Source organism: Roseovarius litoreus, assembly GCF_900142765.1.
GTDB classification, from domain to species: domain Bacteria; phylum Pseudomonadota; class Alphaproteobacteria; order Rhodobacterales; family Rhodobacteraceae; genus Roseovarius; species Roseovarius litoreus.
Genome location: NZ_FRCB01000002.1, coordinates 135736 through 159770, shown reverse-complemented (window position 1 = coordinate 159770; position 24035 = coordinate 135736). Strand labels below are relative to the sequence as shown.

General features: G+C 64.8%; 20 protein-coding genes. 11 read left to right on the top strand and 9 right to left on the bottom strand.

Annotation, left to right across the window (positions count from 1 at the left end; genetic code table 11):
* Positions 1-111 precede the first annotated feature (111 nt).
* Positions 112-732: an OmpW/AlkL family protein gene (locus F3H35_RS05010; protein ID WP_149778533.1), complete on the top strand. Its 621-nt coding sequence runs from the start codon at positions 112-114 to the stop codon at positions 730-732.
* A gap of 80 nt (positions 733-812) precedes the next feature.
* Here the strand turns inward: F3H35_RS05010 and F3H35_RS05005 are convergent, their stop codons facing one another.
* The 5 genes from F3H35_RS05005 to F3H35_RS04985 all read right to left on the bottom strand — a co-directional run bounded on the left by F3H35_RS05005 (position 813) and on the right by F3H35_RS04985 (position 6098).
* The gene (locus F3H35_RS05005) at positions 813-2369 is read right to left on the bottom strand and encodes an AMP-binding protein (protein ID WP_149778532.1); all 1557 of its coding nucleotides are present in this window, start codon (positions 2367-2369) and stop codon (positions 813-815) included.
* Between the two features lie 9 nt (positions 2370-2378).
* Positions 2379-2687, bottom strand: coding sequence for a hypothetical protein (locus F3H35_RS05000; RefSeq protein WP_149778531.1), 309 nt, complete (start codon positions 2685-2687; stop codon positions 2379-2381).
* Positions 2684-3847: an isovaleryl-CoA dehydrogenase gene (locus F3H35_RS04995; RefSeq protein WP_149778530.1), complete on the bottom strand. Its 1164-nt coding sequence runs from the start codon at positions 3845-3847 to the stop codon at positions 2684-2686. The genes F3H35_RS05000 and F3H35_RS04995 overlap by 4 nt, the downstream gene beginning before the upstream one ends.
* Positions 3848-4129: 282 nt before the next feature.
* Positions 4130-5329, bottom strand: a complete 1200-nt coding sequence (locus tag F3H35_RS04990) for a DegT/DnrJ/EryC1/StrS family aminotransferase (protein ID WP_149778529.1) — start codon at positions 5327-5329, stop codon at positions 4130-4132.
* 103 nt (positions 5330-5432) lie between these two features.
* Positions 5433-6098, bottom strand: a complete 666-nt coding sequence (locus F3H35_RS04985) for an HAD-IA family hydrolase (RefSeq protein WP_149778528.1) — start codon at positions 6096-6098, stop codon at positions 5433-5435.
* Positions 6099-6238: 140 nt separating this feature from the next.
* On the opposite strand from F3H35_RS04985, the gene glmU reads away from it, so the two are divergent.
* Positions 6239-7594: a bifunctional UDP-N-acetylglucosamine diphosphorylase/glucosamine-1-phosphate N-acetyltransferase GlmU gene (glmU, locus tag F3H35_RS04980; protein ID WP_149778527.1), complete on the top strand. Its 1356-nt coding sequence runs from the start codon at positions 6239-6241 to the stop codon at positions 7592-7594.
* The gene (gene glmS / locus F3H35_RS04975; protein WP_149778526.1) at positions 7594-9420 is read left to right on the top strand and encodes a glutamine--fructose-6-phosphate transaminase (isomerizing); all 1827 of its coding nucleotides are present in this window, start codon (positions 7594-7596) and stop codon (positions 9418-9420) included. The genes glmU and glmS overlap by 1 nt, the downstream gene beginning before the upstream one ends.
* 16 nt (positions 9421-9436) lie before the next feature.
* On the opposite strand, the gene F3H35_RS04970 is transcribed toward glmS, so the two are convergent.
* Together F3H35_RS04970 and F3H35_RS04965 are read right to left on the bottom strand one after the other, a co-directional pair.
* Complete coding sequence (locus F3H35_RS04970) at positions 9437-11464, bottom strand: sensor histidine kinase (RefSeq protein WP_149778798.1); 2028 nt, start codon at positions 11462-11464, stop codon at positions 9437-9439.
* Positions 11465-11675: 211 nt separating this feature from the next.
* Positions 11676-12188, bottom strand: a complete 513-nt coding sequence (locus tag F3H35_RS04965) for a hypothetical protein (protein ID WP_149778525.1) — start codon at positions 12186-12188, stop codon at positions 11676-11678.
* Between the two features lie 97 nt (positions 12189-12285).
* Between F3H35_RS04965 and moaA the strand changes: the two genes are divergently transcribed.
* The 3 genes from moaA to F3H35_RS04950 are packed head-to-tail and all read left to right on the top strand — an operon-like array spanning position 12286 to position 15664.
* Entirely contained in the window at positions 12286-13293 is a 1008-nt protein-coding gene (gene moaA / locus F3H35_RS04960) for a GTP 3',8-cyclase MoaA (protein WP_149778524.1), read from the top strand.
* A gap of 7 nt (positions 13294-13300) precedes the next feature.
* Positions 13301-14581 (top strand): 3-deoxy-D-manno-octulosonic acid transferase, encoded by a 1281-nt coding sequence (locus F3H35_RS04955; protein WP_149778523.1) that lies wholly within the window; start codon positions 13301-13303, stop codon positions 14579-14581.
* A 36-nt stretch (positions 14582-14617) separates the two neighbouring features.
* Entirely contained in the window at positions 14618-15664 is a 1047-nt protein-coding gene (locus F3H35_RS04950) for a glycosyltransferase family 4 protein (RefSeq protein ID WP_149778522.1), read from the top strand.
* Between the two features lie 18 nt (positions 15665-15682).
* Here the strand turns inward: F3H35_RS04950 and F3H35_RS04945 are convergent, their stop codons facing one another.
* Complete coding sequence (locus tag F3H35_RS04945; protein WP_149778521.1) at positions 15683-16846, bottom strand: M20 aminoacylase family protein; 1164 nt, start codon at positions 16844-16846, stop codon at positions 15683-15685.
* 275 nt (positions 16847-17121) lie between these two features.
* Here F3H35_RS04945 and F3H35_RS04940 point away from each other — a divergent pair, with 275 nt between their 5' ends.
* From F3H35_RS04940 to F3H35_RS04930, 3 genes are read left to right on the top strand one after another with little or no spacing between them, the layout of a single operon-like run.
* Complete coding sequence (locus tag F3H35_RS04940) at positions 17122-18852, top strand: peptide ABC transporter substrate-binding protein (RefSeq protein ID WP_149778520.1); 1731 nt, start codon at positions 17122-17124, stop codon at positions 18850-18852.
* Positions 18849-19865: an ABC transporter permease gene (locus tag F3H35_RS04935; protein ID WP_149778519.1), complete on the top strand. Its 1017-nt coding sequence runs from the start codon at positions 18849-18851 to the stop codon at positions 19863-19865. Before F3H35_RS04940 ends, F3H35_RS04935 begins: the two co-directional genes overlap by 4 nt.
* Entirely contained in the window at positions 19858-20772 is a 915-nt protein-coding gene (locus F3H35_RS04930) for an ABC transporter permease (protein ID WP_149778518.1), read from the top strand. The genes F3H35_RS04935 and F3H35_RS04930 overlap by 8 nt, the downstream gene beginning before the upstream one ends.
* On the opposite strand, the gene F3H35_RS04925 is transcribed toward F3H35_RS04930, so the two are convergent.
* On the bottom strand, positions 20769-22043 hold the full coding sequence (locus tag F3H35_RS04925) for an aminotransferase class V-fold PLP-dependent enzyme (protein WP_149778517.1): 1275 nt from the start codon (positions 22041-22043) through the stop codon (positions 20769-20771). The two genes, F3H35_RS04930 and F3H35_RS04925, sit on opposite strands and share 4 nt — an antisense overlap.
* A gap of 355 nt (positions 22044-22398) precedes the next feature.
* Here F3H35_RS04925 and F3H35_RS04920 point away from each other — a divergent pair, with 355 nt between their 5' ends.
* Together F3H35_RS04920 and F3H35_RS18780 are read left to right on the top strand one after the other, a co-directional pair.
* Entirely contained in the window at positions 22399-23442 is a 1044-nt protein-coding gene (locus F3H35_RS04920) for a YeeE/YedE family protein (protein WP_149778516.1), read from the top strand.
* Positions 23443-23563: 121 nt separating this feature from the next.
* The gene (locus F3H35_RS18780; protein ID WP_188129868.1) at positions 23564-23965 is read left to right on the top strand and encodes a DUF4177 domain-containing protein; all 402 of its coding nucleotides are present in this window, start codon (positions 23564-23566) and stop codon (positions 23963-23965) included.
* Positions 23966-24035 lie beyond the last annotated feature (70 nt).

The following is a 24035-nucleotide window of genomic DNA, read 5'->3' as shown; positions in this document are numbered from 1 at the left end:
TGTTGCCATTATGCCGCGACAGCGGCGCTCATGCAGGATTTGACCCATATCAATGCGTTTTTTACGCACCGCGCGCAGGGTCCGGCGCATTCGACAAGTATTGGAAAGACCATGAGACACCTGACAGCGCTCACTCTCGCAACCGCCCTCGTCGGAGCCGTCGCCGCTCCTGTCTTCGCTCAGGAACAGGGGGATTTCACCCTCGGTTTCGGCTTTGCCGGGGTTTTCCCGAAAAGCAACAACGGCGTTCTGGCCGCAGGCACCGTGCCGATCGACGTGGGCGACGGCTATAGCGTCACGCTCACCGGCGAATATTTCGTCGCCGACAATATCGGGATCGAACTGCTGGCCGCCTGGCCCTTCGAGCATGACCTGAAAAGCAACGGCACCAAGATCGGCAAGGTCAAGCACCTGCCCCCGACCCTGTCGCTGCAATACCATTTCACCAACGCGTCCTCGATGACGCCCTTTGTCGGCATAGGCGTCAACTACACCACCTTCCTCGAGGACACGGCCACAGGTCCGCTCACCGGCAGCGCGCTCAGCGTCGATGATTCCTGGGGCCTCGCCCTTCATGCCGGCGTCGATTTCGCCGTCAGCGAGACCGGCGCCTTCCGGGCCGACATCCGCTGGATCGATATCAACTCGGATGTGAAGCTGAACGGCGTCAACATCGGCAAGGTCGAGATCGACCCCTGGATCCTCGGCGTCTCCTACGTGATGAAATTCTGACGCCCCGGCCCAAAGCCTATCGCAGGGGCCGGCCATCGCGCCGGCCCTTCTTCTTTTGCGCGCCCGCATCCAGCCACCCGTCATGACGCCCCCTCCCCGGCGGCCCGCGCCTTCAACTCGCGGCGGATCACCTTGCCCGTCACCGTCATCGGCAGCGCGTCAAGAAACGTCACCTCCCTTGGATAGCAATGCCCGGCCAGCCGCGCCTTGACGTGGTCCTGCAGGGCCTTTGCAAGATCATCCGTCCCCGCCACCCCGGGCTTCAGGACGACATAGGCCTTCACGATCTGCGTGCGCAGCGCGCAGGGCTTGCCGATCACCCCCACCGTCGCCACCGCCTCGTGGGTCAGCAGGCAATCCTCGATCTCCCCCGGCCCGATCCGGTACCCGGCCGAGGTGATGACATCATCCTCGCGCCCCACGAAACGCAGATGACCGTCGTCCAGCACACCCCGGTCCCCGGTCAGCATCCAGTCGCCGCGAAACTTCTCGGCGGTCGCCTCGGGACGGTTCCAATAGCCCAGCATCATGCTGGCCGCGCCGCGCCGGATCGCGATATCGCCCTCGCCCGCAACCTCCCTACCCTGCGCGTCGATCACCCCGATCTCGAAACCGGGCACAGGCCGCCCGATCGCGCCCGCGCGCGGCGCAAACAGCGTGCCGCAGGAACTGGCCACCATGTTGCATTCGGTCTGGCCGTAAAACTCGTTGATCGTCAGCCCAAAGGCCCGCCGCCCCCAGTCCAGCATCTCTGCGCCCAAGGGCTCGCCGCCACTGGCCACGCTGCGCAATCCCGGCAATGCGCATTCGGCGGCCTTCAGCATCCTGAGCGCCGTGGGCGGGAAAAAGACATTGCGCACGCCCCCTTCGCGCAGCACCCTTGCGCACGCCTCGGGCGTGAACTTCGGCAAGCGCGCCGCCACCACCGGCACCCCAAGCGCCAGCCCCGGCATCAGCACATCGAACAGCCCCCCGATCCACGCCCAATCCGCGGGCGTCCACAGGCAATCGCCCGGCTGGCCCAGAAAATCATGGCTGATCTCGACCCCCGGCAGATGCCCCAACAGCATCCTGTGACCATGCAACGCCCCCTTGGGGCTGCCCGTGGTCCCGCTGGTATAGATCAGCACGGCCGCATCTTCCGGGCCGGTCTCCGCAGACCCCATGCGCCCTTGGGGCAAATCCACCTCTTCCGGCACCAGCGCCGCGACATCGGGCACCTGCTCAAGCAAAGCCACTCCGTCACCATCGCTCACCACGATCCGCGCGCCCGCATCCGTCAGCCTCGTGCGCAGCGCATCGACCTGAAACAGCTTGAAGAGCGGGATCGACACCGCCCCCAGCTTCCAGATCGCCACATGCGCCGCCGCACACCACGCATCCTGCGAGCGCAGCACACCAACCCTGTCGCCGCGCCCGATCCCCTGCGCCTCCAGATGCAGCGCCAGCGCATCCGCCATCTCGCGCAGCGCGCCATAGCTGGTCTCGCGCCGCTCCGCCGTCAGATCGATGATCGCCACCCGGTCCGGGTCTGTCTCGGCCCAGTCGTCACAGACCTGCGCCGCCATGTTCAGCCGCTCCGGTATCTGCCAGCGAAAGCCTTGGTATAGCGTGTCATATGGTGCGCGTGTCAGCATCCCAGCCCCTCACGCCCGCCCGTCAAGGCGCTTGCGGTCAGCCACCCGGCCGAACCGGTCGATGAAATACTCGTATCCCGCGCCTTCGGCGTTCTCGCAGATCACCACCAGCCACAGCCCGTCCGATTGCGCGACCCGCGCCTGACAATCCGTGCGCTCGGCCCCGGCGCCCGCCTCGGCCAGATATCGGTCCGCCACCGCCTCGATCACATCGGTTTCCGTGGTCAGCACCGCGCGCCCACCCAGCAAAAGGCCGATTCCCGCCGCCACCGCCACAAGGGCGGCCAGCGGTACGAAAAGCAGCCACCGCCGTGTCATCCCATGGCGCCCATCAATTCGCGCCCCACCAGCATCCGGCGGATTTCACTGGTCCCGGCGCCGATCTCCATCAGCTTGGCATCCCGGAACAGCCTTGCGACCGGCGCATCGGCCAGAAAGCCCGCCCCGCCCATCGCCTGCACCGCCTGATGCGCCTGCACCATGGCCTGCTCGCTGGCATAAAGGCAGCACGCGGCGGCATCCTGCCGGGTGACATCGCCCCGGTCGCAGGCCTTGGCCACCTCGTAGACATAGGCGCGCGCCGAATTCATCGCCGTGTACATGTCGGCGATCTTGCCCTGCATCAGTTGGAACGAGCCGATGGGCTGCCCGAATTGCTTGCGCTCGGCCATATACGGCATGATCTCATCCAGACAGGCCGCCATGATGCCGGTGCCGATCCCCGCCAGCACGACCCGTTCGTAATCCAGCCCCGACATCAGCACGCGCACCCCGCGCCCCTCGTCGCCAAGGACATTCTCGAAGGGAACCTCCACATCGTCGAAGATCAGCTCGGCGGTGTTCGATCCGCGCATGCCCAGCTTGTCGAAATGCGGGCTGGTGCTGAAGCCCTTCATGGTCTTTTCGATCAGGAACGCGGTGATCCCCTTCGATCCGGCATCCGGATCGGTCTTGGCATAGACGACCAGCGTATCGGCGTCAGGGCCGTTGGTGATCCAGTACTTGTTGCCGTTCAGCTTGTAATGATCGTTGCGCTTTTCGGCCCGCAGCTTCATCGAGACAACATCGCTGCCCGCGCCCGCCTCGGACATGGCCAGCGCGCCGACATGCGCGCCGCTGACCAGACCCGGCAGGTATTTTTCCTTCTGCTCCGGCGTCCCGTTCAGCTTGATCTGATTGACGCAAAGGTTGGAATGCGCCCCATAGGACAGCGACACACTGGCCGATGCGCGCGCGATCTCCTCGATGGCGATGACATGCGCCAGATAGCTCATGTCGGCACCGCCATACTCTTCGGGCACCGTGATGCCCAACAGACCCAGATCGCCCATCTCGCGCCACAGGTCGGACGGAAAGTCATTGTCGCGGTCGATGGCCGCGGCCATCGGCTTGACGCGCTCCTGAGCCCACCGGTGAACCATCTCCCGCAGGGCGTTCACATCCTCGCCCAGATCGAACTGCATGACGGCGTTGAACATGCGCCTCTCTCCCGAATTCGGCATTTATTGAACAGTTGTTCATTTTATAGCCGCAACTCCGCCGCCCGGTCAATCCCGCGCATCGCATGCCCGGCGCACGCTGCGTTAATGCATGCCTTTTCTCGGGTTTTGCAGATCGGATACCGACGCAATACCGACGTCATACCGACGCGATACCGAAGACCGATTTCGCGGTCATTCCCCTTGTTAACAAAGAGATTCGCACTCCGCGCCGCCATCCGCGCACAGTGCCGTCAACGATTTGTTAACCGCGATTAAGGATCAGGCCTGTGCCCCTTGCCACACGGCCCCCACCTCGGCCCGGATGATCCGCGCGATCAGCGCGCAATCCTCAAGACTGAAGGTCAGCGGCAGCCGCATGTCCAGAATGCTTTTCAGGATACGGTCCGATTTGGGCATCGGCTCGCTCGGCGCGTAGCGCCAGCTGTCATAGCGGCTGGTAAAGCCCACAGGCTCCGCGCCCCCGAACCATTTGAGCTCCACACCGCGCCGCAGGCAGCGCGCCACCACCTCGCCCACCGCCGTCTCGTCCCAGTCGAGCAGCAGGAACTGGATCGACGAGCCGACGAATCTCTCCTCCTCGGGCCGCTCGACCAGCCGCAATCCCGGCGTGCCGCGCAGCCCCTCCTCGACCTTGCGATAGCGCGCGTTCCACGCCGCGCACTGACTGTCCAGCCGCGCCAGCTGCGGTCGCAGGATCGCCGCTCGCAAATGGTCCATCCTACCGGAAACATTGGGAGTTTCGTATTTCACATCCGCGAATATCTCTTCCGGCGGCACTGTCCCATTGCGCCCGTAAAGCATGTAGGACCCCGACAGCATCGTTGCCCGCGCAGCGATTTCATCGTCATCGGTGACCAGAAAACCGCCCTCGCCCGAGTTCATGTGCTTGTAGGTCTGGGTGCTGTAACACCCCACCTTGCCCCACCGCCCCGACGCGCGCCCCTTCCAGGCCGCGCCCATCGTATGCGCGCAATCTTCCAGCACCGTGATCCCGGCCCGGTCGCAGATCTCCATCAACCGTTCCATGTCGCACAGATGCCCGCGCATGTGGCTGAGCATGAGGATGTCAGCCTGATCGGACTTGGCCTCCAGATCATCCAGATCGATGACCAGATCCTCAGTCACGCCGACAAACACCGGCACCGCGCCCACACTCGCAATGGCCCCCGGCACCGGCGCCAGCGTGAAGGCATTTGTGAGCACCTTCTGTCCGGGCCTGACCCCCACCGCCCGCAGCGCCGTGGCCATCGCATACCCCCCCGACGCCACCGCCAGCGCGTAGCGCGCGCCTGTATAGGCGGCGAATTCCCGCTCAAGCAGGCCCGTCTCTCCAACCTCGTCCCCGACAAGGTTGTAGCGGTGCAAGCGCCCGCTGCGCATCACCTCGACCGCCGCCGCGATCCCCTCTTCGGGGATCGATTCCTGCTGGGTGAAACTGCCTTTGAAAACATCTGTCATGGCGTATTCTTTGCGATTGTTGCCCGTCCGGGTCAATGGGTTTGGCATCAGTCCGAGCGGTTCTTCACGAAACCCGAAAGCCGCTTGCGCGCCCTCCGAAAACCTATCCGATAAGACGGCGCACGGTGTCGCCCAACTCGGTGTAGCAGCCCAACAGCGCCTCGGGCGCCAGATCGGCAACCCCTTGCCCCGCTGGCCCGAACGTCACCAGAATCGACGGAACGCCCGCCGCGCGGGATGTTTCCCGATCGGTCTCGGTATCGCCCACCAACACACAGCGCCCCGGATCGCCCCCGGCCCGGCGCACGGTTTCGCGCAGCGCCTCGGGATCGGGCTTGCGCACGGGCAGCGTATCGGCCCCGATCAGGGATCCAAAGGCATCCAGAACACCAAGCCGTGTCATCAGAAGGCGCGCAAGCCCCTCGGGTTTGTTGGTGCAAATGGCCACTTTGTAGCCCGCGGCCCGCAGCCCCTCGACCGCCTCCATGGCGCCGGGATAAAGCGTGGTATGCGTGTCGATCGCGCCTTCATAGGCCTGCAGCAACAAGGGATATTGCCGATCCACCTCGGCCTCGTCCTGCGCCCGACCCAGCCGGTCCAGCCCAAGGCGCAGCATCGCCCGACCGCCGCGCAGGGCGGTCCCCGCATCGGTCACCGGATGCAGAAGATCCCCCTCACCCATCGCCCGGAAACAGGCATTGGCCGCCGCGATCAGATCGCCGCTGGTATCCGCCAAAGTCCCGTCCAGATCGAAAACCACAGTCCGCATCGCCGCCCGCCCCTTTGCCTTTGGTCTGCGCCCATCCGCGCCTGACTGACATATACCGCAATCTAGTGTGATCCAATGCGACCTTGCACAGCATCGGCAACCCGATAAAACGGGGGCCAGTCGACTGAGGAAAAGCCGGAATGAGTACAGCCCTTGTCATCCTGGCCGCAGGTCAGGGCACACGCATGAACAGCGATCTGCCGAAAGTCCTGCACGAGGTGGCCGGGGCGCCGCTTCTCGTGCATGCCATGAAGGCCGGCGCCGCGCTCGAGCCTGACCGTACGGTGATCGTCGCGGGACATGGCGCCGAGGCGGTGAAAAAAGCCGCCCTGGCCCATGACGAGAGCGTCGAGATCGCGATTCAGTCCGAGCAGAAGGGCACCGCGCATGCCGTGGCCCAAGCCGCTCCTCTGCTGGCGGGTCACAGCGGAGACACCATTGTCCTTTACGGCGACACGCCTTTCATCAGCACCGAGACGCTCGAACGGATGGCCAAGGCCCGCACCAGGCATGATGTGGTCGTTCTGGGTTTCAACGCGGCAGACCCCGCGCGCTATGGTCGGCTGGTCATGGACGGCGAGAGCCTTGAAAGAATTGTGGAATTCAAGGATGCCGATGAGGCCACCCGCGCCATTACCCTGTGCAATTCGGGCGTGATCGCAGCGCAGACAGCGACGCTTTTCAAGCTGATTGACGCGGTGGGAAATGACAATGCCAGCGGCGAATACTACCTGACCGACATCGTGGGGCTCGCGCAGGCGCAGGGGCTTTCGGCCACCGCGATCCTGTGTGACGAGGCCGAGACACTCGGCATCAATTCGCGCAGCGAACTGGCCCTGGCCGAGGTCGCCTTTCAGGCCCGCGCCCGCGCCGCGGCGCTGGAGGATGGTGTCACGCTGATTGCCCCGGACACGGTGCATTTCGCCCATGACACGGTGATCGGCCGCGATACGGTGATCGAGCAGAATGTCGTCTTCGGACCGGGCGTCACCATCGAGTCCGGTGCGCGTATCCGGGCATTCTCGCATCTCGAAGGGTGCCATGTGTCGCGTGGCGCGGTCGTTGGACCCTACGCCCGCCTGCGCCCCGGCGCTGAATTGGCGGAAGACACACGGATCGGCAACTTCGTCGAGATCAAAAACGCCATCATCGACGAAGGCGCCAAGGTCAATCACCTGAGCTATATCGGCGACGCGCATCTTGGCGCGGCCACCAATGTCGGCGCGGGCACGATCACCTGCAATTACGACGGCGTCATGAAACACCATACCGAGATCGGCCGAAACGTCTTCATCGGATCGAACACCATGCTGGTCGCCCCGGTCACCATCGGGGATGACGCCATGACGGGATCGGGATCGGTCATCACACGCGACGTGCCCGAGGGCGCCCTCGCGCTGGCGCGCAGCGCACAGGTGGACAAACCGGGGATGGCCCGCAAAATGTTTGAAATTCTAAAGGCCAAAAAGGCTAAACGCGATAAAGGGGCAGAATAATGTGCGGTATTGTAGGGATCCTTGGGACGCATGAAGTGGCGCCGACACTGGTTGAGGCGCTGAGGCGGCTGGAATATCGCGGCTATGACAGCGCCGGGATCGCCACGCTGAATGACGGTCGACTGGACCGGCGGCGCGCGGTCGGCAAGCTGGTGAACCTGTCGGATCTCCTGGTGCATGAACCGCTGGCGGGCAAGGCCGGCATCGGCCACACAAGATGGGCCACCCATGGCGCGCCCAATCTGTCGAACACGCATCCGCACCGCTCGGGCCCCGTGGCCGTGGTCCATAACGGGATCATCGAGAATTACCGCGACCTGCGCGCCGAACTGGCCGAAAAAGGCCTCAATCACGAGACAGACACCGATACAGAAACGGTCGCCCTGCTCACTCACTACCATCTCGAGCAGGGAATGCCCCCCGTCGATGCCGCCCGCGCGACACTGGCGCGGCTCGAGGGCGCCTATGCCCTGTTGTTCCTATTCGATGGTGAGCCTGACCTGATGATTGCGGCGCGCAAGGGCAGTCCCCTGGCGATCGGGCACGGGGATGGCGAAATGTATGTCGGCTCGGACGCGATCGCGCTTGCGTCGCTGACAGACCGGATCACCTATCTCGATGAGGGCGATGTTGCCGTCGTGACGCGCGACAGCCTGTGGATCACAGATGCGGATGGAAAGACCGTTGAGCGGGACGTCAAGACCATCCGCATCGGCAATACCCGGATCGACAAGGCCGGGCACAAGCACTTCATGGCCAAGGAAATCACCGAACAGCCCGCCGTGATCGGCGATGCGCTTGGGCATTACCTGTCGGCGGATGGGCGCGACGTCATCCTGCCCGGCGGCGACGGTTTGGATTTCACGCAGATCGACCGGATGACGATGGTGGCCTGCGGCACGGCCTATTATGCCTGCCTGACGGCGAAATACTGGTTCGAGCAATTGGCCCGACTGCCTGTCGAGGTCGATATCGCCTCGGAGTTCCGCTATCGCGAGCCGCCGATCCCGCCGCGCGGGGTGGCGCTTTTCGTCAGTCAATCGGGCGAGACCGCCGATACGCTGGCGGCGCTGCGCTATTGCGCGGGCAAGGCGGAGCGGATCGTCAGCGTGGTGAATGTGGACGAAAGCTCGATCGCCCGGGAAAGCGATCTGGCGCTGCCGATTCATGCCGGGGTCGAGATCGGGGTGGCGTCGACCAAGGCGTTCACCTGCCAGTTGACGGTGCTGTTGCTTTTGGCGATCAAGGCGGCCAAGGCACGCGGCACGCTGAGCGAGGATGCGGTCGCGGACCTTCTGTCCAAGCTGCGCGGATTGCCGGCGACGATCAATATCGCGCTCGAGATGGACGACGACTTCAAGAAGGCCGCCCGGCGCCTTGCCGAAGCCGACAACGCCCTGTTTCTAGGCCGCGGCCTGATGTATCCTCTGGCCCTTGAGGGGGCATTAAAACTAAAGGAAATCAGTTATATACACGCCGAAGCTTATGCATCGGGTGAACTCAAGCACGGCCCCATCGCGCTCATCGACAAGCGCATGCCCGTGGTGGTCATGGCCCCCCGCGACGCTCTGTTCGACAAGACCGTTTCCAACATGCAGGAAGTGATGGCCCGCGATGGCAAGGTGATACTGATCACCGACCGGCGCGGGGCCGAAGCCGCGGACGGCGGCATCTGGCGTTTGCTGACACTCCCCGAGGTTGACCCGGTTCTGAGCCCGATCCTCTATGCCATTCCCGCGCAGCTTTTGGCCTATCACACTGCCGTGGCCAAGGGGACGGACGTGGACCAGCCGCGCAACCTGGCCAAATCCGTCACGGTTGAATAGCCGCAGCGCGCGACCATCACTCCCGCGCGGCGCAGGGCAGCCAGACCCGAAACCGGCTGCCTTCCCCGGGCGTGGAGGTGACGGTGATCTGACCCCCGGCGCGGGTCACGAGGGTCTGACTGATCGACAGGCCCAGACCCGTGCCTTCGGCCTGTTTGGTGGTGAAGAACGGATCGAAAATCCGCTTGAGCAGTGTCGCGTCGATCCCCTGTCCGGTATCATCGACGCGGATCACGACCCCGCCGTCCTCGTCATGGACCCCGAGGCTCAGACGGCCCTTCTCCCCCATGGCATGAACCGCGTTGAGGATCAGGTTGACGACCACTTGCTGCAACTCGGTCCGCGACATGACCACCTTGTTTTCACTTGAGAAGTCCGTGACCACGTCGATATCGGCAACCTCGGTCTGGTGGCGGGTCAGGACAAGGCAATCGCGGACGACATCGACCGGTGAGATCACGTTGGCGGCCCCGGAATACTCTTCGGGTTTGGCGAATTGCAGCAGTTTCGAGACGATGACGCTGATTCTGTAGACCTGATCGTCGATCAGACGGAATTCGGTCTGCACCTTGTCGGCGTCGCGGTCCAGAACGCTGCGCGCGACATCCAGATTGCCCTGGATGACCGCGATCGGGTTGTTGATCTCATGGGCGACGCTGGCCGTGATCTCGCCGACGGCGGCCAGTTTCTCGGACATGATGAGCCTTTCTGTCGTGCGTTCGAGCTTGTGATTGGCTTCGCGCAGATCGCGGGTCCGCTCTTCGACCTTGCGTTCAAGGCTTTCACCCCATTCCCTAAGCTGCCGGTCGCGTTCCTGAATTCGGTCGAGCAGCGTATCCAGATGGCCCGCGACCTGCGCAATTTCGCCGCTGCCCTGTGCAGGCCGGTTGCGCGCGTCCATGTCGCCGGCTTCGACCCGGGCGATCGTCTGGGTCATGCGTTCGAGGGGGCGGAAAATGCGCCCCGCCCATCGCAGGAAGATCGGTACGGAAATCGCCGCGATCAGTACGAAAAGAACCATCACGGACAAGGCGGCGTTTTTCTTGGCCGCGAGAAACGGCGCTTCGAGAAAGCCCACATAAAGCATTCCGACCCGCATACCGCGGCTGTCGACAATCGGCTCGTAGGCCGAAATATACCAGTCATTGACCACGAAGGCGCGATCCAGCCACACCTTCCCTTCGCCCAGAACCCGATCACGCACCTCTGCCGAAACGCGCGTTCCAAGGGCGCGCACATTTTCGAACAATCGCACATTCGTCGAGACGCGCACATCATCCAGAAAAAGTGTTGCTGTTCCCTGACTTCCTTCCGGCAGGCTTTGCTCACGATAAACCAGTGCGTTGATTGTATCGATAAAGCTTAAATTCCGGTTAAGCAGAAGCCCGCCCACCAGAGCACCGGGCCGATTGTCGGCAAGGCGGAGGGGGGCGGCGGAGTGGATGATCATGCCACGGTCCTCGACCGAGCGGTCGGTGGGGACGGCGGCGACGGTGGGAACAAGGCGGATCGCGGCCCAGGCATCGAGACCCGCGGACACGGCGTTGAGTTCCTGGGCGGAGAGGATATCCACGGCACTGCGCCAGGTTCCATCAAGGGCGCTGCGGATCACCGGCCAGTCGGAGGGCGTAAACCCGGCGGGCGTGGTGCGACCGTCGGTGACATAGAGAAAATCGAGCCCAAGCGCCTTGCGCTGCGTCTCGAGCAGGGTGGCAAGGGCCGCCTCATCCCCGATGGCATCGCGCAGCGCGACGGAATTGGCAAAGCCGTCCAGACGTTCTCCCGAGTTCTGGAGAAGCTGGTCAAGATACTGATTTGCAATGGTAAGATCGCCGTTCACCTTGGTGATCAGGATCTCGTCGATCTTGCCGCCCCATCGCATCATGGTGCTGCCCAGCATCACCGGCACAAGCACCAGCATCGGCAAGAGCGCAATCACCAGAAGCCGGACGCGGACCGAGCGGAACACGGCGCGCCACATCGTGTCCTGCGCGGCGTCGGGGGGCGACGTGTCTGACTGGGGGGTGGTCACCTGATCCTCCATCTGGGTCACAGGCGCATAATCGCGGATCGGGGGCGGTGGTCCAGTCTTTTCCGGCAAGACAGGGGCGAATCATCCCTCAAGCCGTTGATTAACAGGCAAAAACAGGGATCGGTATCACGTCGGTAAAACGTCGGTATCGCGTCGGTATCGAAGACCGACGCAGGCCGCGTTAACAGCCCGCACGGCGCGGGGCGCCGGAGCGCGCAACGGATCACTGCGCGAGACGGACCACACGAAGTTCCGGAAGGCCCGTCAGATCGGCTTCGAGGAGGCGCATCGCGGCGAGGGAAATCTGGCTTCCCGCTCCTTTTTCGGCCTCGAGCGGGATGAGATCGACCACCACGGACGTGCCTTTGGCGGGATAGTCCAGCCGCCCCTTGGCGGGGCTGTCGACCAGCGGTGTGCGCAGCCAGAAGCCGGGCTCGCCCGGCGCCCCCAGAGAGGCGATCGTGGTGCCGAGATCGGTGGCACCGGCGGCGGCGCTGGCCGCGTCGGCGCGGGCGGCGCGGCGTTCGGCCTCGGTCGTGGTGTCCAATGCCTCGGGCGTGCGGGCCGCGCCGGACAAGAGAGAACTGTCGGGACGCTGTTCCGGGCGGGGCTGGTCATCGACGGGCGCTGCGACCTGTGGCTCAGAGGGGCCGCGCGCGCGGTCAAATAGTCCCTCGACCTGTGCACAGCCGCTCAGGACGATACCCATAATGACGGTGCGAAACACTGTTTTCATAAGAGGACTTTACGCCTGCGCTCAACTGCCTTCAATGACAAGATCGCGCCCAACTCCGGGGTTGCCCATCGCCACGCGAACACATAGGTTTTCGGCCATGACCGCACCACTGATAGATCCTTTCCAGCGCGCGATCTCTTACCTGCGCGTTTCGGTGACCGACCGCTGCGATTTCCGCTGTGTCTATTGCATGTCGGAAAACATGACATTCCTGCCCAAGAAGGAACTTCTGACGCTGGAGGAACTGGACCGCATGTGTTCGACCTTCGTGCGGATGGGCGTGGAAAAGCTGCGGATCACCGGCGGCGAGCCGCTGGTGCGCAAGGGGATCATGACGTTTTTCAATGCCATGACCCGGCATCTTGAGTCGGGCGATCTGAAGGAGCTGACGCTGACCACCAATGGCAGTCAGCTGGAGCGCTTCGCCGATGATCTTTTTGCGGCGGGTGTGCGGCGGGTCAATGTCTCGCTCGATACGCTGGATGACAAGAAATTCGCCGAGATCACCCGCTGGGGCCGTCTGTCTCAGGTCATCAACGGCATTGACGCGGCACAGCGCGCCGGGCTGCGGGTGAAGATCAACACCGTGGCGCTGAAGGATTTCAACGAGAGCGAGCTGTTCACGCTGGTCGAGTGGTGCAAGAGCCGCGACATGGACCTGACCTTTATCGAGGTCATGCCGATGGGCGATATCGGCAACGAGGACCGGCTGGGCCAATACTGGAAGCTGAGCGATCTGCGCGCCGAGTTGGCGACACGCTACAGCCTGACCGAGTTGACCGAGCGCACCGGCGGGCCGGCACGCTATGTGCGGCTGGAGGAGACGGGCCAGAAGATCGGCTTCATCACGCCGCTCACGCATAATTTCTGCGAAAGCTGCAACCGTGTGCGTCTGACCTGCACCGGGGAGTTGTATATGTGCCTTGGCCAAGAGGACATGGCCGATCTGCGCGCCCCGCTGCGCAACAATCCCGGCAGTGACGCCATGCTGGAGGACGCCATTCGGGCGGCGATCCTGCGCAAACCGAAGGGGCATGATTTCGACTATTCCCGCCAGACGGTCGATGGGCGGGTGTCACGCCACATGAGCCACACCGGCGGCTGATGCAGCCATGGGCCGCCGGCCGTTTCCCTTGCGTCTTTATGCGGTCGCGGCGAACATGCTGGCCCCTGTCGCCTATGGCCGGGTTCGGGCCAAGCTGCGCGAGCATGGCACCGATCCGGTGCGCATCCGGGAACGGCTGGGACATCCCACGAAGGACAGACCCGACGGGCGGCTGATCTGGTTTCACGCGGCGAGCGTCGGCGAAAGCCTGTCGGTGCTGCGCCTGATCTCGCATATGGGTCAGACGCATGATGACTGGAATTTTCTCATCACCTCGGGCACGGCGACATCGGGCAAGATCCTGAGCGACAGGCTGCCGGATCGCTGTGTGCATCAATTCGCGCCGCTTGACAGCCGCGCCGCGGTACAGCGGTTCCTGGCGCATTGGAAACCTGATCTGGCGGTATTCGTGGAAAGCGAGTTCTGGCCGCAAATGCTGTGCCTGACGCATGCCCGGGGTGTGCCGATGGCGCTGATCAATGCGCGCCTGTCGGATCGCTCGGTGCGTGGCTGGCAGAGGTTCGGGGCAACTGCGCGGCATCTCTTGGGGGTGTTTTCGCTGATCCATTGTCAGGACCGCAGAACCGAGGCCAACTTGCGGCACTTGGGGATGGCGCATGCAAAGGCAGGGCGCAACCTCAAGTCGCTGTCCGGGCCGTTGCCGGTGGATCAGGAAAAGCTGCACGCGATGCAGGAGGCCATCGCCGGGCGCCCCCTGTGGCTGGCAAGCTCGACCCATCCGGGAGAGGACGACATCATGCTCGAGGCGCATCGGGCGCTGCTCGAGGATCATCCGGACCTGCTGCTGGTGCTTGTGCCGCGCCATCCCGAGAGGGCCGAGGCGATTGCCGGGCTGGCAAAGGCGGGCGGGCTGCGCATCACGCAGCGTTCGGCGGGAGAGATGCCGGAGGACGGGACAGAGGTTTATCTGGCCGATACGCTTGGAGAGACCGGGCTTTGGTATGCGCTTTGCCCGATCACCTGCCTGTGCGGGTCTTTTGTGCCGGTGGGCGGGCACAACCCCTATGAGCCGGCGCAGGCGGGCTCGGCGCTGCTGCATGGTCCGCTGCATGCCAATTTCGCCGACACCTATGCCGAATTGCACGAGGCGGGTGCCAGCACGCAAGTAGAGGGGGCCGCGGCGCTTGCGGCTGCGGTGGACCGGTTCTTGCGAGACGCCGCCGCGCTGGCGCAGGCGCGGCAAGCGATCAGCGGCTTTTCCAAGGGTCAGGAGGATGCGCTGGACGCTCTGGCGCTGGACCTTTCGGCGCTGGTCGATCCGGTGTAAGAGCCGGGCCTGAGACATCAGCCCGAGGCCTGCCCCATGCCCCATCCTGCCGATTCCATCGACGTGATCGCCCCGAATTTCAAGGCGCGGATGTCGGGGGTCACGTCCACGGTGTTCCGGCTGGTGCCGATTCAGGCGCGCGAGATGCGGATTGCCAGCAGCGGGCCGAAGATCCCCGAGGATATCCCGCAGATCCCGGTATCGAGCCTTGTGACCATGAGCCGGAGGCGGCGCGTCTGGCACGCGAGGCGCAACAACGAGATGCTGGCGGGGATCGCGCTCAGGCGGCTGTTGGGCAAGGATCTCAAGCTGATGTTCACCTCGGCGGCACAGCGCGATCACAAGGCGCTGACCAAGTGGATGATCCGGCGGATGGATCGGGTGGTGGCGACCTCGGCGCGCTCGGCGGCGTTTCTGGAGGTGCCCGCACAGGTGATCCATCACGGCATAGATGCCGAACGCTTCGCGCCCCACCCCGACAAGGACGCGCTGCGCCGTGATCTGGGCCTGCCCGAGGGCAAGGTGCTGGTGGGCTGTTTCGGGCGGATCCGGCCCCAGAAGGGCAATGACCTGTTCATCGACATGATGCTGCGCCTGTTGCCCGGGCGCCCCGATGTGGTGGCGGTGATGATGGGCGGAGTGACCGATCAGTTCCGCGACTTTCACAAGGGGCTTGTCGACAAGGTGGCGGCGGCGGGGCTGCAGGAACGGGTGCTGTTTCTGCCCGAAGATCCGCACTGGGATGTGTCGCGCTGGTTCAAGGCGCTGGATCTGTATGTGGCGCCGCAGCGGTGGGAAGGTTTCGGGCTGACCCCGCTCGAGGCGATGGCTTGTGCCGTGCCTGTGGTGGCGACGCGCGCCGGCGCCTTCGAGGAGCTTGTGCAGGACGGGCAGACCGGAACGCTGGTGGAGATCGAGGATCTGGACGCGATGACCGAGGCCACCGCCCGCCTGCTGGATGACGCGGCCCTGCGCGCCGACTGGTCCGCCAAGGCCCGCGCCCATAGTGCTGCCCATTGCCGGATCGAGCAGGAGGCCGAGGCCTTGTGCCGGATCTATCGCGAGCTGCTGGACGAGGCGTGAGCGCGCGGCGCTGCGGCCCTAGCCCAAGGGCATGCGTTGCTCGACGATCCCGGCCCACCAGCTGCATCCGGTGGGGATCACCGCATCGTTGAAGTCATAGTCCGGGCTATGGACCATGGCGGTGTCGCCATTGCCCATCAGGATATAGGCGCCGGGGCGTTCTTCGAGCATGAAGGCGAAATCCTCGCCGCCCATGACAAGCGGCGCGTCCTCGCACTGGCCGGTGATCGTGCGCGCGACGGAGGCCGCGAATTCGGTCTGTTCCTCGTGATTGACCATCACCGGGTAGTTGCGTTCATAATCAAGTCGTCCGGTCGCGCCGAAGCCTGCGGGGATCGTCTCGCAGAGCGCCTGCATCCGTGCCTCGACCTGATCGCGGATCTTGGCACTGAGGGTGCGGACGGTGCCCATCATCTCCACCCGGCTGGGGATCACGTTGAAGGCGTCCGAGCTGGTCTTGAAGGCGGTGACCGACACGACCGCCTGTTCGGTCGGATCGACATTCCGGCTGACGATGCTTTGCAAAGCCAGCACCAGATGGCTCGCGACCACGGTGGGATCGATCGTGTCATGGGGCTTGGCGGCATGCCCGCCCTGCCCTTCGATCACGATCTCGAACTTGTCGGTGGCCGCGAAGAACGGACCCGGGCGGATCGCGAACATCCCCTCGGGCACGCCGGGCCAGTTGTGCATGCCGTAGACTTCCTGGATGCCGAAGCGGTCCATGAGCCCGTCGGCGCACATCTCGCGGCCGCCGCCGCCGCCTTCTTCGGCGGGCTGGAAAATCACGACGCAGGTGCCATCGAAATTGCGTGTCTCGGCAAGGTATTGCGCGGCCCCCAGAAGCATCGCTGTATGCCCGTCATGGCCGCAGGCATGCATCTTGCCGGGGGTCTGGCTGGCATAGTCTACCCCTGTCACCTCGTGGATGGGCAGCGCGTCCATATCCGCGCGCAGCCCGATCACCCGGCCCGATCCGGTCTGATTGCCCTTGATGACGCCCACGACGCCGGTGCGCCCCAGCCCGGTGACCACCTCGTCGCAGCCGAAGGCGCGCAGCTTCTCGGCCACCAGTGCCGCCGTGCGATGCGTATCAAAGAGGAGTTCCGGGTTCGCGTGGATATCACGTCGCCAGGCGGTGATGTCGTCATGGAGTTCGGCGAACCGGTTCTTCACGGGCATGGGTGCATCCTTTGTTTCCGGGCGATGAGGGCGCGGCGTAATCCTCGTTCCACGGCCTCTGAGCGGGGCCGACGGTCTAGGCACGCATCGCAAGCCGAACGCTACAGCGGCAGACCGGATGCGTCAAACAGCATGCGAGGATCGGGCCGATATCCCGACCATTGGTCAGCCTTGCATTTGCCAGCGGGACAGAGTGACGTAAATAGACAGGGATCGGCGGCATCGCGCGAGCGGTGTCAGGCTGCGTATCGGGTTGACGAGTGAAGGGGTCCAGTATGGTGACGAGGTGCGCGGGCGCGGCCCTTGCCGCATGGCTGACGCTGCTTGCTTGCGCGGCACCGGCCGAAGAGCAGGCCGAAGAGCGGGCCGGGGAACAGGCGGGCGAGCGCCTGACGATCCTGTCATGGCAGGCGCCATCGACGCTCAACCCCTATCTTTCGGCGGGGGCAAAGGATGTCGAGGCGGCGAGCCTTGTGCTGGAGCCGCTGGCGCGCTTCACCCCCGAGGGGCAGTTGGTCGCCTGGCTGGCGGACGAGATCCCGACGCTTGAAAATGGCGGGCGCAGCGCGGACATGATGGCGATCACCTGGCGCCTGCAAGAGGGGCTGCTGTGGTCCGATGGCCGCGCGGTGACATCCGAGGATGTGCGCTTCACCTGGGCCTATTGCACCGCCGAGGGGGCGGGCTGCGCACAGGCGGCCAAGTTCGACGGGATCGCCGAGATAGAAACGCCCGATGCGCGCACGGTCACGATCCGCTTCAACGCGCCACAGCCCAATCCCTCTGCCGCCTTTGTCGGCGCGCAGACACCGATCCTGCAAGGTGCGCAATTCGCGCGCTGCATGGGTGCGCAGAGCGCCACCTGCACGGCCGAGAATTTCGCGCCGATCGGTACCGGCCCTTTCACGGTGGCCGAATTTCGCCCCAATGACGTGATCCGCTTTGCCGCCAATCCACAGTATCGCGACCCTGCCCTGCCGGGCTTTGCCGAGGTGGTGCTGAAGGGCGGCGGCGATGCCGCGGGGGCGGCCCGCGCGGTGTTCCAGACCGCCGAGGTGGATTATGCCACCAACCTGCAACTGGCGCCCGAGCTGCTGGAGCGGATGGCGCAGGGCGGCCGGGGCGAGATAGAGACCGCCTTCGGACCGCTGGTCGAGTATATCGCGCTCAACCTCACCGATCCCGACCCCAGGCATGGCGCCGCGCGCGCGACACCGGCGCATCCCCATCCGGTGCTGAGCGATCCGGTGGTGCGCCGGGCGCTGTCGCTGGCGCTGGACCGTGCAGCACTTGTCGAGATCGGCTATGGCACCGCCGGGCGGGCGACCTGCAACATCGTGGTGGCGCCGGCGCATGTCGCCTCGACCGCCAATGAGGCCTGCCACATGCAGGACATCGAGACCGCGCGCGAGCTTCTGGATCAGGCGGGCTGGCGCGACAGCGATGGCGACGGCATCCGCGACAAGGACGGGCGGGCCCTCAGCCTGAGCTTTCAGACATCCACCAACGCGGTGAGGCAGGATTTCCAAGCCATTATCAAGCATTGGTGGGCGCAGATCGGCGTGGGAGCGGAGCTGCGCAACATCAATGCGTCGGTGTTTTTCGGCAGCGACCCGGCAAGCCCCGACACGTTCCAGAAATTCCACGCCGATGTGCAGATGTTCGCCTCGATGTTCGATGGCACCGATCCCGAGACGTTTTTGCGCAACTGGCGCTGCGACCGGATTCCCGGCCCCGACAATGGCTGGCAGGGCAGCAACGTGCCACGGTTTTGCGATGCGGATTATGACCGGCTGACCGAGGAATTGGCGCGCACGGGCGCGCCCGATGAGCGCGCGCGGCTGGTGCGCGCGCTCAATGACAGGCTGGTGCAGGAACACGTTCTTGTGCCGCTGGTGGCGCGTGGGCGCGTCTCGGGGCGGGCGAAAGGGCTTGCGGGCGTCGAGATGAACCCTTGGGACAGCGAGTTCTGGAACATCGCGCAGTGGCGCAGGCAGGCCGAATGACGCAAGCCCGCGGCCTGATCCGAAGTGCCGGGCGCGCGAGCGCGACGCTGCTGATCTTCGCGCTGGCGATCTTTGCACTGATGGAGCTGGCGCCGGGCGATCCGATGGCGCAGGTGCCGATGACCGTGCCCGACGAGGTCAAGCAAGAGATGCGCCGCGCGCTTGGGCTTGATGAGCCTGCGCATATGCGCTTCGGGCTGTGGCTGTGGCAGCTTTGCGTGATCGAGCCGCTGGCGGGGCTGGATGCCGTTCTGGGCACGCAGCTGAGCGCGGGGCAGCCGCGCATCCTGAGTTGGCAGGCGCGCGCGCCGGTGATGCAGATCGTCGCCTCGCATCTGCCGCAGACGCTGTGGGTGGTCGGGCTGGCCTATGCGGTGGGCGTGGCCATCGCGCTGCCGCTTGGCATCTGTCAGGCCTGGTGGCGGCATTCGGTGTTCGACCGGGCGGGCACCGCCTTGACCATGCTGGCCTATTCGGTGCCGCCGTTCCTGTCGGGGGTGGTGCTGATCGCGGTGTTCTCGGTCTGGCTTGGCTGGCTGCCGTCGATCTATGACACGACCCATGAGGTGCGCGGCTGGTCCGATCTGTGGGTGCAGGCGCGGCAGATGATCCTGCCGGTCGCGGTGCTGGCGGTGCAGACCACGGCATTGATCGCGCGCTACACGAGGGCTGCGGTGCTGGAGAACCTGCAGATGGATCACGTGCGCACCGCCCGGTCCAAGGGGCTGAGCGAAGCGGCGGTGCTGGCGCGGCATGTGCTGCGGCAATCGATGATCCCGGTTGTCACGGTGATCGCCCTTGGGCTGCCGCAAGTTTTTGGCGGCGCGGTGGTGACCGAACAGATCTTTCTGGTCAACGGGTTGGGGCATCTGCTGATTTCGTCGATCGAGGCCAATGACCTGCCGGTGGTGCGCACGGTGACCTTCCTGATGGCGGTGCTGATCGTGCTGGCCAATCTGGCCGCCGATGTGACCTGCCGTCTGCTGGACCCCAGGATCGGCGCACATGACTGAGCCTGTGTCGCATCGCCCTGCCGCAAAGACGGCGGCGGCGCCGCACCTGCTGTGGCGGCGGATCGGCGCGCATAGGGGTGCTGTCGCGGGAGGGATGGTCTTTGCCGCCATCTGCATGGCGGTCTTTCCCGGCGCGATGCTCTGGGCGGTCGATCCGGCAGCGGTCGATCTCGGCAACCGCAATGCGCCAGCCGGTCTGGCGCATCCTCTGGGGACCGATCAGCTGGGACGGGACATGCTGGCGCGGGTGCTGACAGGCGGGCGCGTCTCGATCGCGGTGGGGGTCGCGGCAATGATGGTGGCGCTTGGACTGGGCACGCTCATCGGGGTGATGGCGGGCCTGTCGCGGAGGCTGGACGGGCCGTTGATGCGGCTGACGGACCTTTTCTTGTCGCTGCCGCTGCTGCCGCTGCTTCTGGTGGTGATGATGCTGTTCCGCGACGCGCTGTCAGAGGGGCTTGGCCCGCAAGCAGGGCTTTTCGTGCTGATCGTCGGGGCGGTCGGGATCACCAGCTGGATGACCACGGCACGGATCGTGCGCGCCGAGGTGCTGGCGCTGAAAGAGCGCGATTTCATCCGCGCGGCCCGTGCCATGGGCGTGTCGGACAAAAGGCTGATCCTGCACCATATCCTGCCCAATGTGGCCGCGCCGATCCTAGTCTCGGCGAGCCTGGGGATCGCCAGCGCGATCCTGACGGAATCAGCCCTGAGCTTCCTTGGGCTGGGATTTCCACCGGATTTCCCCACATGGGGCCGATTGGTCAGTGATGCGGCGCCGGGTCTCTTGGATTATCCCGGGCGGGTGATCTGGCCCGGGATGGCGATTTCGTTGACCGTGCTGAGCGTCACCTGGATGGCCGATGCGCTTGGCGATGCGCTGGACCCGCGCCGCGCGCCGCCCCGTTAGTCTCCGCCCTGCTGCGCCTTGGTCACCGCCTGCGTCATGGCCGACAGGAAGCGGCGCACCTCGTCTTCGGTGTTGTAGTGGCAGACCGAGACGCGGATGCAGTCCTCGAGCCCCAGGGGGTCGAGGATATTGCCGCAATAATGGTCGTTCTTGCGGATATGCACGCGAATGCCGTTGTCGCGCAGATGCTGAACCAGCTCGGCAGAGGCCATGCCGTCAAGCCGAAGCGAGACCACGCCTTCGCGGCCCTCGATCGCGGCACCGCCGATCAGCTGCACACCCGGCATATCCGCCAATCCCGGAAGATTGCCGACGCCCTGCAGCATGGCGCGCATCAGATGTTCCTCATGGGCGCGGATCGCCTGAGCCGCCGCCTCGAGCCGGGTACGCCTGTCGGTGCTGTCGCTGAAGCGCGCGCCCAACCACTCGAGATACTCCACCACATCCGAGAAGGTGGCATAGGCGCCGGTGTCGCGGGTGCCCATTTCCCAGTTGGCGGCGGGACCATTGACGATCTGCTCTTTCGGGCAGGCAGTCAGCCGATCCGAGGCCCAGCCCACCCCATAGCCATGGCGCGAAAACATCTTGTAGGGCGAGAGTGCATAGCCATCCGCGCCGATCGCGGCGACATCCACAGCGCCGTGGCTGGCATGCTGAATGCCGTCGACAATGATGAAACACTCGGGCGCAATCTCGCGGATGACGGCGGCAACCGCCGCCACATCGACCGACATGCCGGTGACCGGCGAGGTGTGCACGATGGTGGCCACCCGCGTGTCGCGCGTCACGGCGGCGCGATAGGCCTCGGCGGTGACGGTGCCGGTCGCATTGTCATGGGGCACGCGGATATGCGGGCGGCCCGTTGCTTCGGCCCACCGCGCCATGGCACTGGCGGAGGCCGGATGTTCCAGCGTCGAGCCGATCATCTGCCCGCCCGCCGATGCGCCGAAAGCCGCGGTACGGACCAGTCGGAACAAAACCTCGGTGCCGCTTTCGCCGACGAAACACTGGCCACCGGGCGCGTTGAGAAACAGCGCCATATCGGCCTTGCCGCGCGCGATGGTCTCCATCAAGGCCTGCGATGCCGGGTTGTCACGGCCCTGATTGTCTGGATAGCCCGCATAGGCGGCAGAGCTTTCGATCACGGATTTGAGCCGCAACGCGCCGCCCGCATTCTCGAAGAAGATGCGGGGTCCCTCGAAGGGGCAGGTCTCGACATGGGCAAAACGGGAGCGGACGGCATCCATCAGGCCGGGGGTTTCGGCGATCATGCGGGAAAATCTTCCTTCTGCGCGAGGTGAAACGGAGCGTCATGCCGCGAATGGCGAGAGGGACCATCTGCCACACAGGGCCGGAATTCAAGGGCCAAGGGCTGCATGAGGGCCATCGCCCATGCCGCGGCGCGTTCTGGGCGCAGGTCACAAGAAAAGAACCGCTATTGCCGGTGAGAGCCGCTGCGCCGAACACAGCGGCGCTATGGACGCCCCTATTGGAACAGGCATTCTTTGCGCGCGCAGAATATGGGAAATCGTTCCACCTCTGGATGCCATCATACATATTAACATGCTTGAATAAGCGAGTGTAACACGTCATTTGGAACGAAATTCCAACTCCGGGAGAACCGCCATGTTCGAAACTCTGGGCTTCGAGACCTTGACCGCGCCGCAAGCGGCGGTCTGGTTCGCACTTGGTCTGGGCGTCGTGTTCGGGGCCTTGGCGCAAGTGACACGCTTCTGCCTGCGCCGCGCGCTGGTGGGCGAGGATCGCCGGCAGGCGGCGGGCGTCTGGCTGACCGCAATGGCGGTGGCGGTTCTTGGCACGCAGGCTGCCGTGGCGCAGGGCTGGATCGGATTCGGCGCGCATCGTTTCATGGCGGCGGAGCTGCCGGTCGTGGCGATCATCGTGGGCGGTCTGATGTTCGGTGCGGGCATGATCCTGACGCGCGGCTGCGTGTCGCGGATGACGGTTCTGACGGGGTCGGGCAATCTGCGGGCGCTGGTTGTGCTGGTGGTCTTCGCGCTGACCGCCCATGCCACGCTGAAAGGCGTTTTGGCCCCGTTGCGCACGACGCTCGGGTCGGTCACCTTGAGCCTCGAGACGGCTGCATTGCCGGGCAATGCGCTGATCTGGGCGGGGCTGATCGCGCTGGCGGCGCTGATCTATGCGGTCCGTTCGGGCAACAAGGCGGGAACGCTGGTTCTGGCGGCGCTGATCGGTGCGCTGGTGCCGCTTGGCTGGGTCGGCACGGGCTTCGTGCTGCAGGATGAGTTCGACCCCATCGCCATGGAATCGCTGTCCTTCACGGCCCCTGCGGCGGATGCCATCTTTTTCACGGTCGCCTCGAGCGCGATCCCGGCGAATTTCGGCGCGGGCCTTGTGGGTGGCGTGCTGATCGGCGCTTTGATTGCGGCCTTGGTGTTTGGCGGTTTTCGCTGGCAGAGTTTTGAAAGCCCCGCGCAGACAGGCCGCTATCTGGCTGGTGCCGTGCTGATGGGCGTGGGCGGTGTTCTGGCAGGAGGCTGCACGGTCGGCGCAGGCCTGTCCGGTATCCCCACCCTGTCCATTGCAGCGCTGCTTGCGATTGGCGCGATCGTGGCGGGTGGTGTTCTCATGGACCGCGTCCTGCGTCCGGCGCAGAGCCTGCGCTCGGGAATTCAACCGGCCGAGTGAGGCACACAAAGCGCACTTCGCCCCAGAGTTCAGGGCCCCGGCCGCGATCCGCGCCGGGGCCCTTGTGCTTGCGGACCCAGCCGATAGGATGCGGGCCGACAGATGTTTCCGGGGGGTGGTGATGTACGAATACAAGGTGATACCTGCGCCGGCGCGCGGCAAGAAAGCCCCCGGTGTCAAAGGCCCCGGGCCGCGTTTCGCTCTTGCTCTCGAAGAGGTGATGAATGCGCTCGCAGCCGAGGGGTGGGACTATCAGCGCTCGGACATCCTTCCGTCTGAAGAACGCCAGGGGCTGACATCGACCCATACCGTCTATCGCAGCGTGCTGGTGTTTCGGCGGGCCCTTGCGGTCGAGGTAACGACGGCGCCCGAAGCCCGTACGGGGGTTGAAACGCAGAGCACACGACCAGACATGACACAGGATGAGACAGCGGGCGGGGACGTGCCCCGGCCTTTCTCCGCGCGGGACGACATAAGCGACGCGGCGCAGGACACCACCAAGGGCGACAGGCCACAAAGCTAGATCAGGCCATCGGGCCGCAGGGATCATGCCCGGGGGCTTTTGCGCTGTATCGCAAGCCGGGCGTCATCCG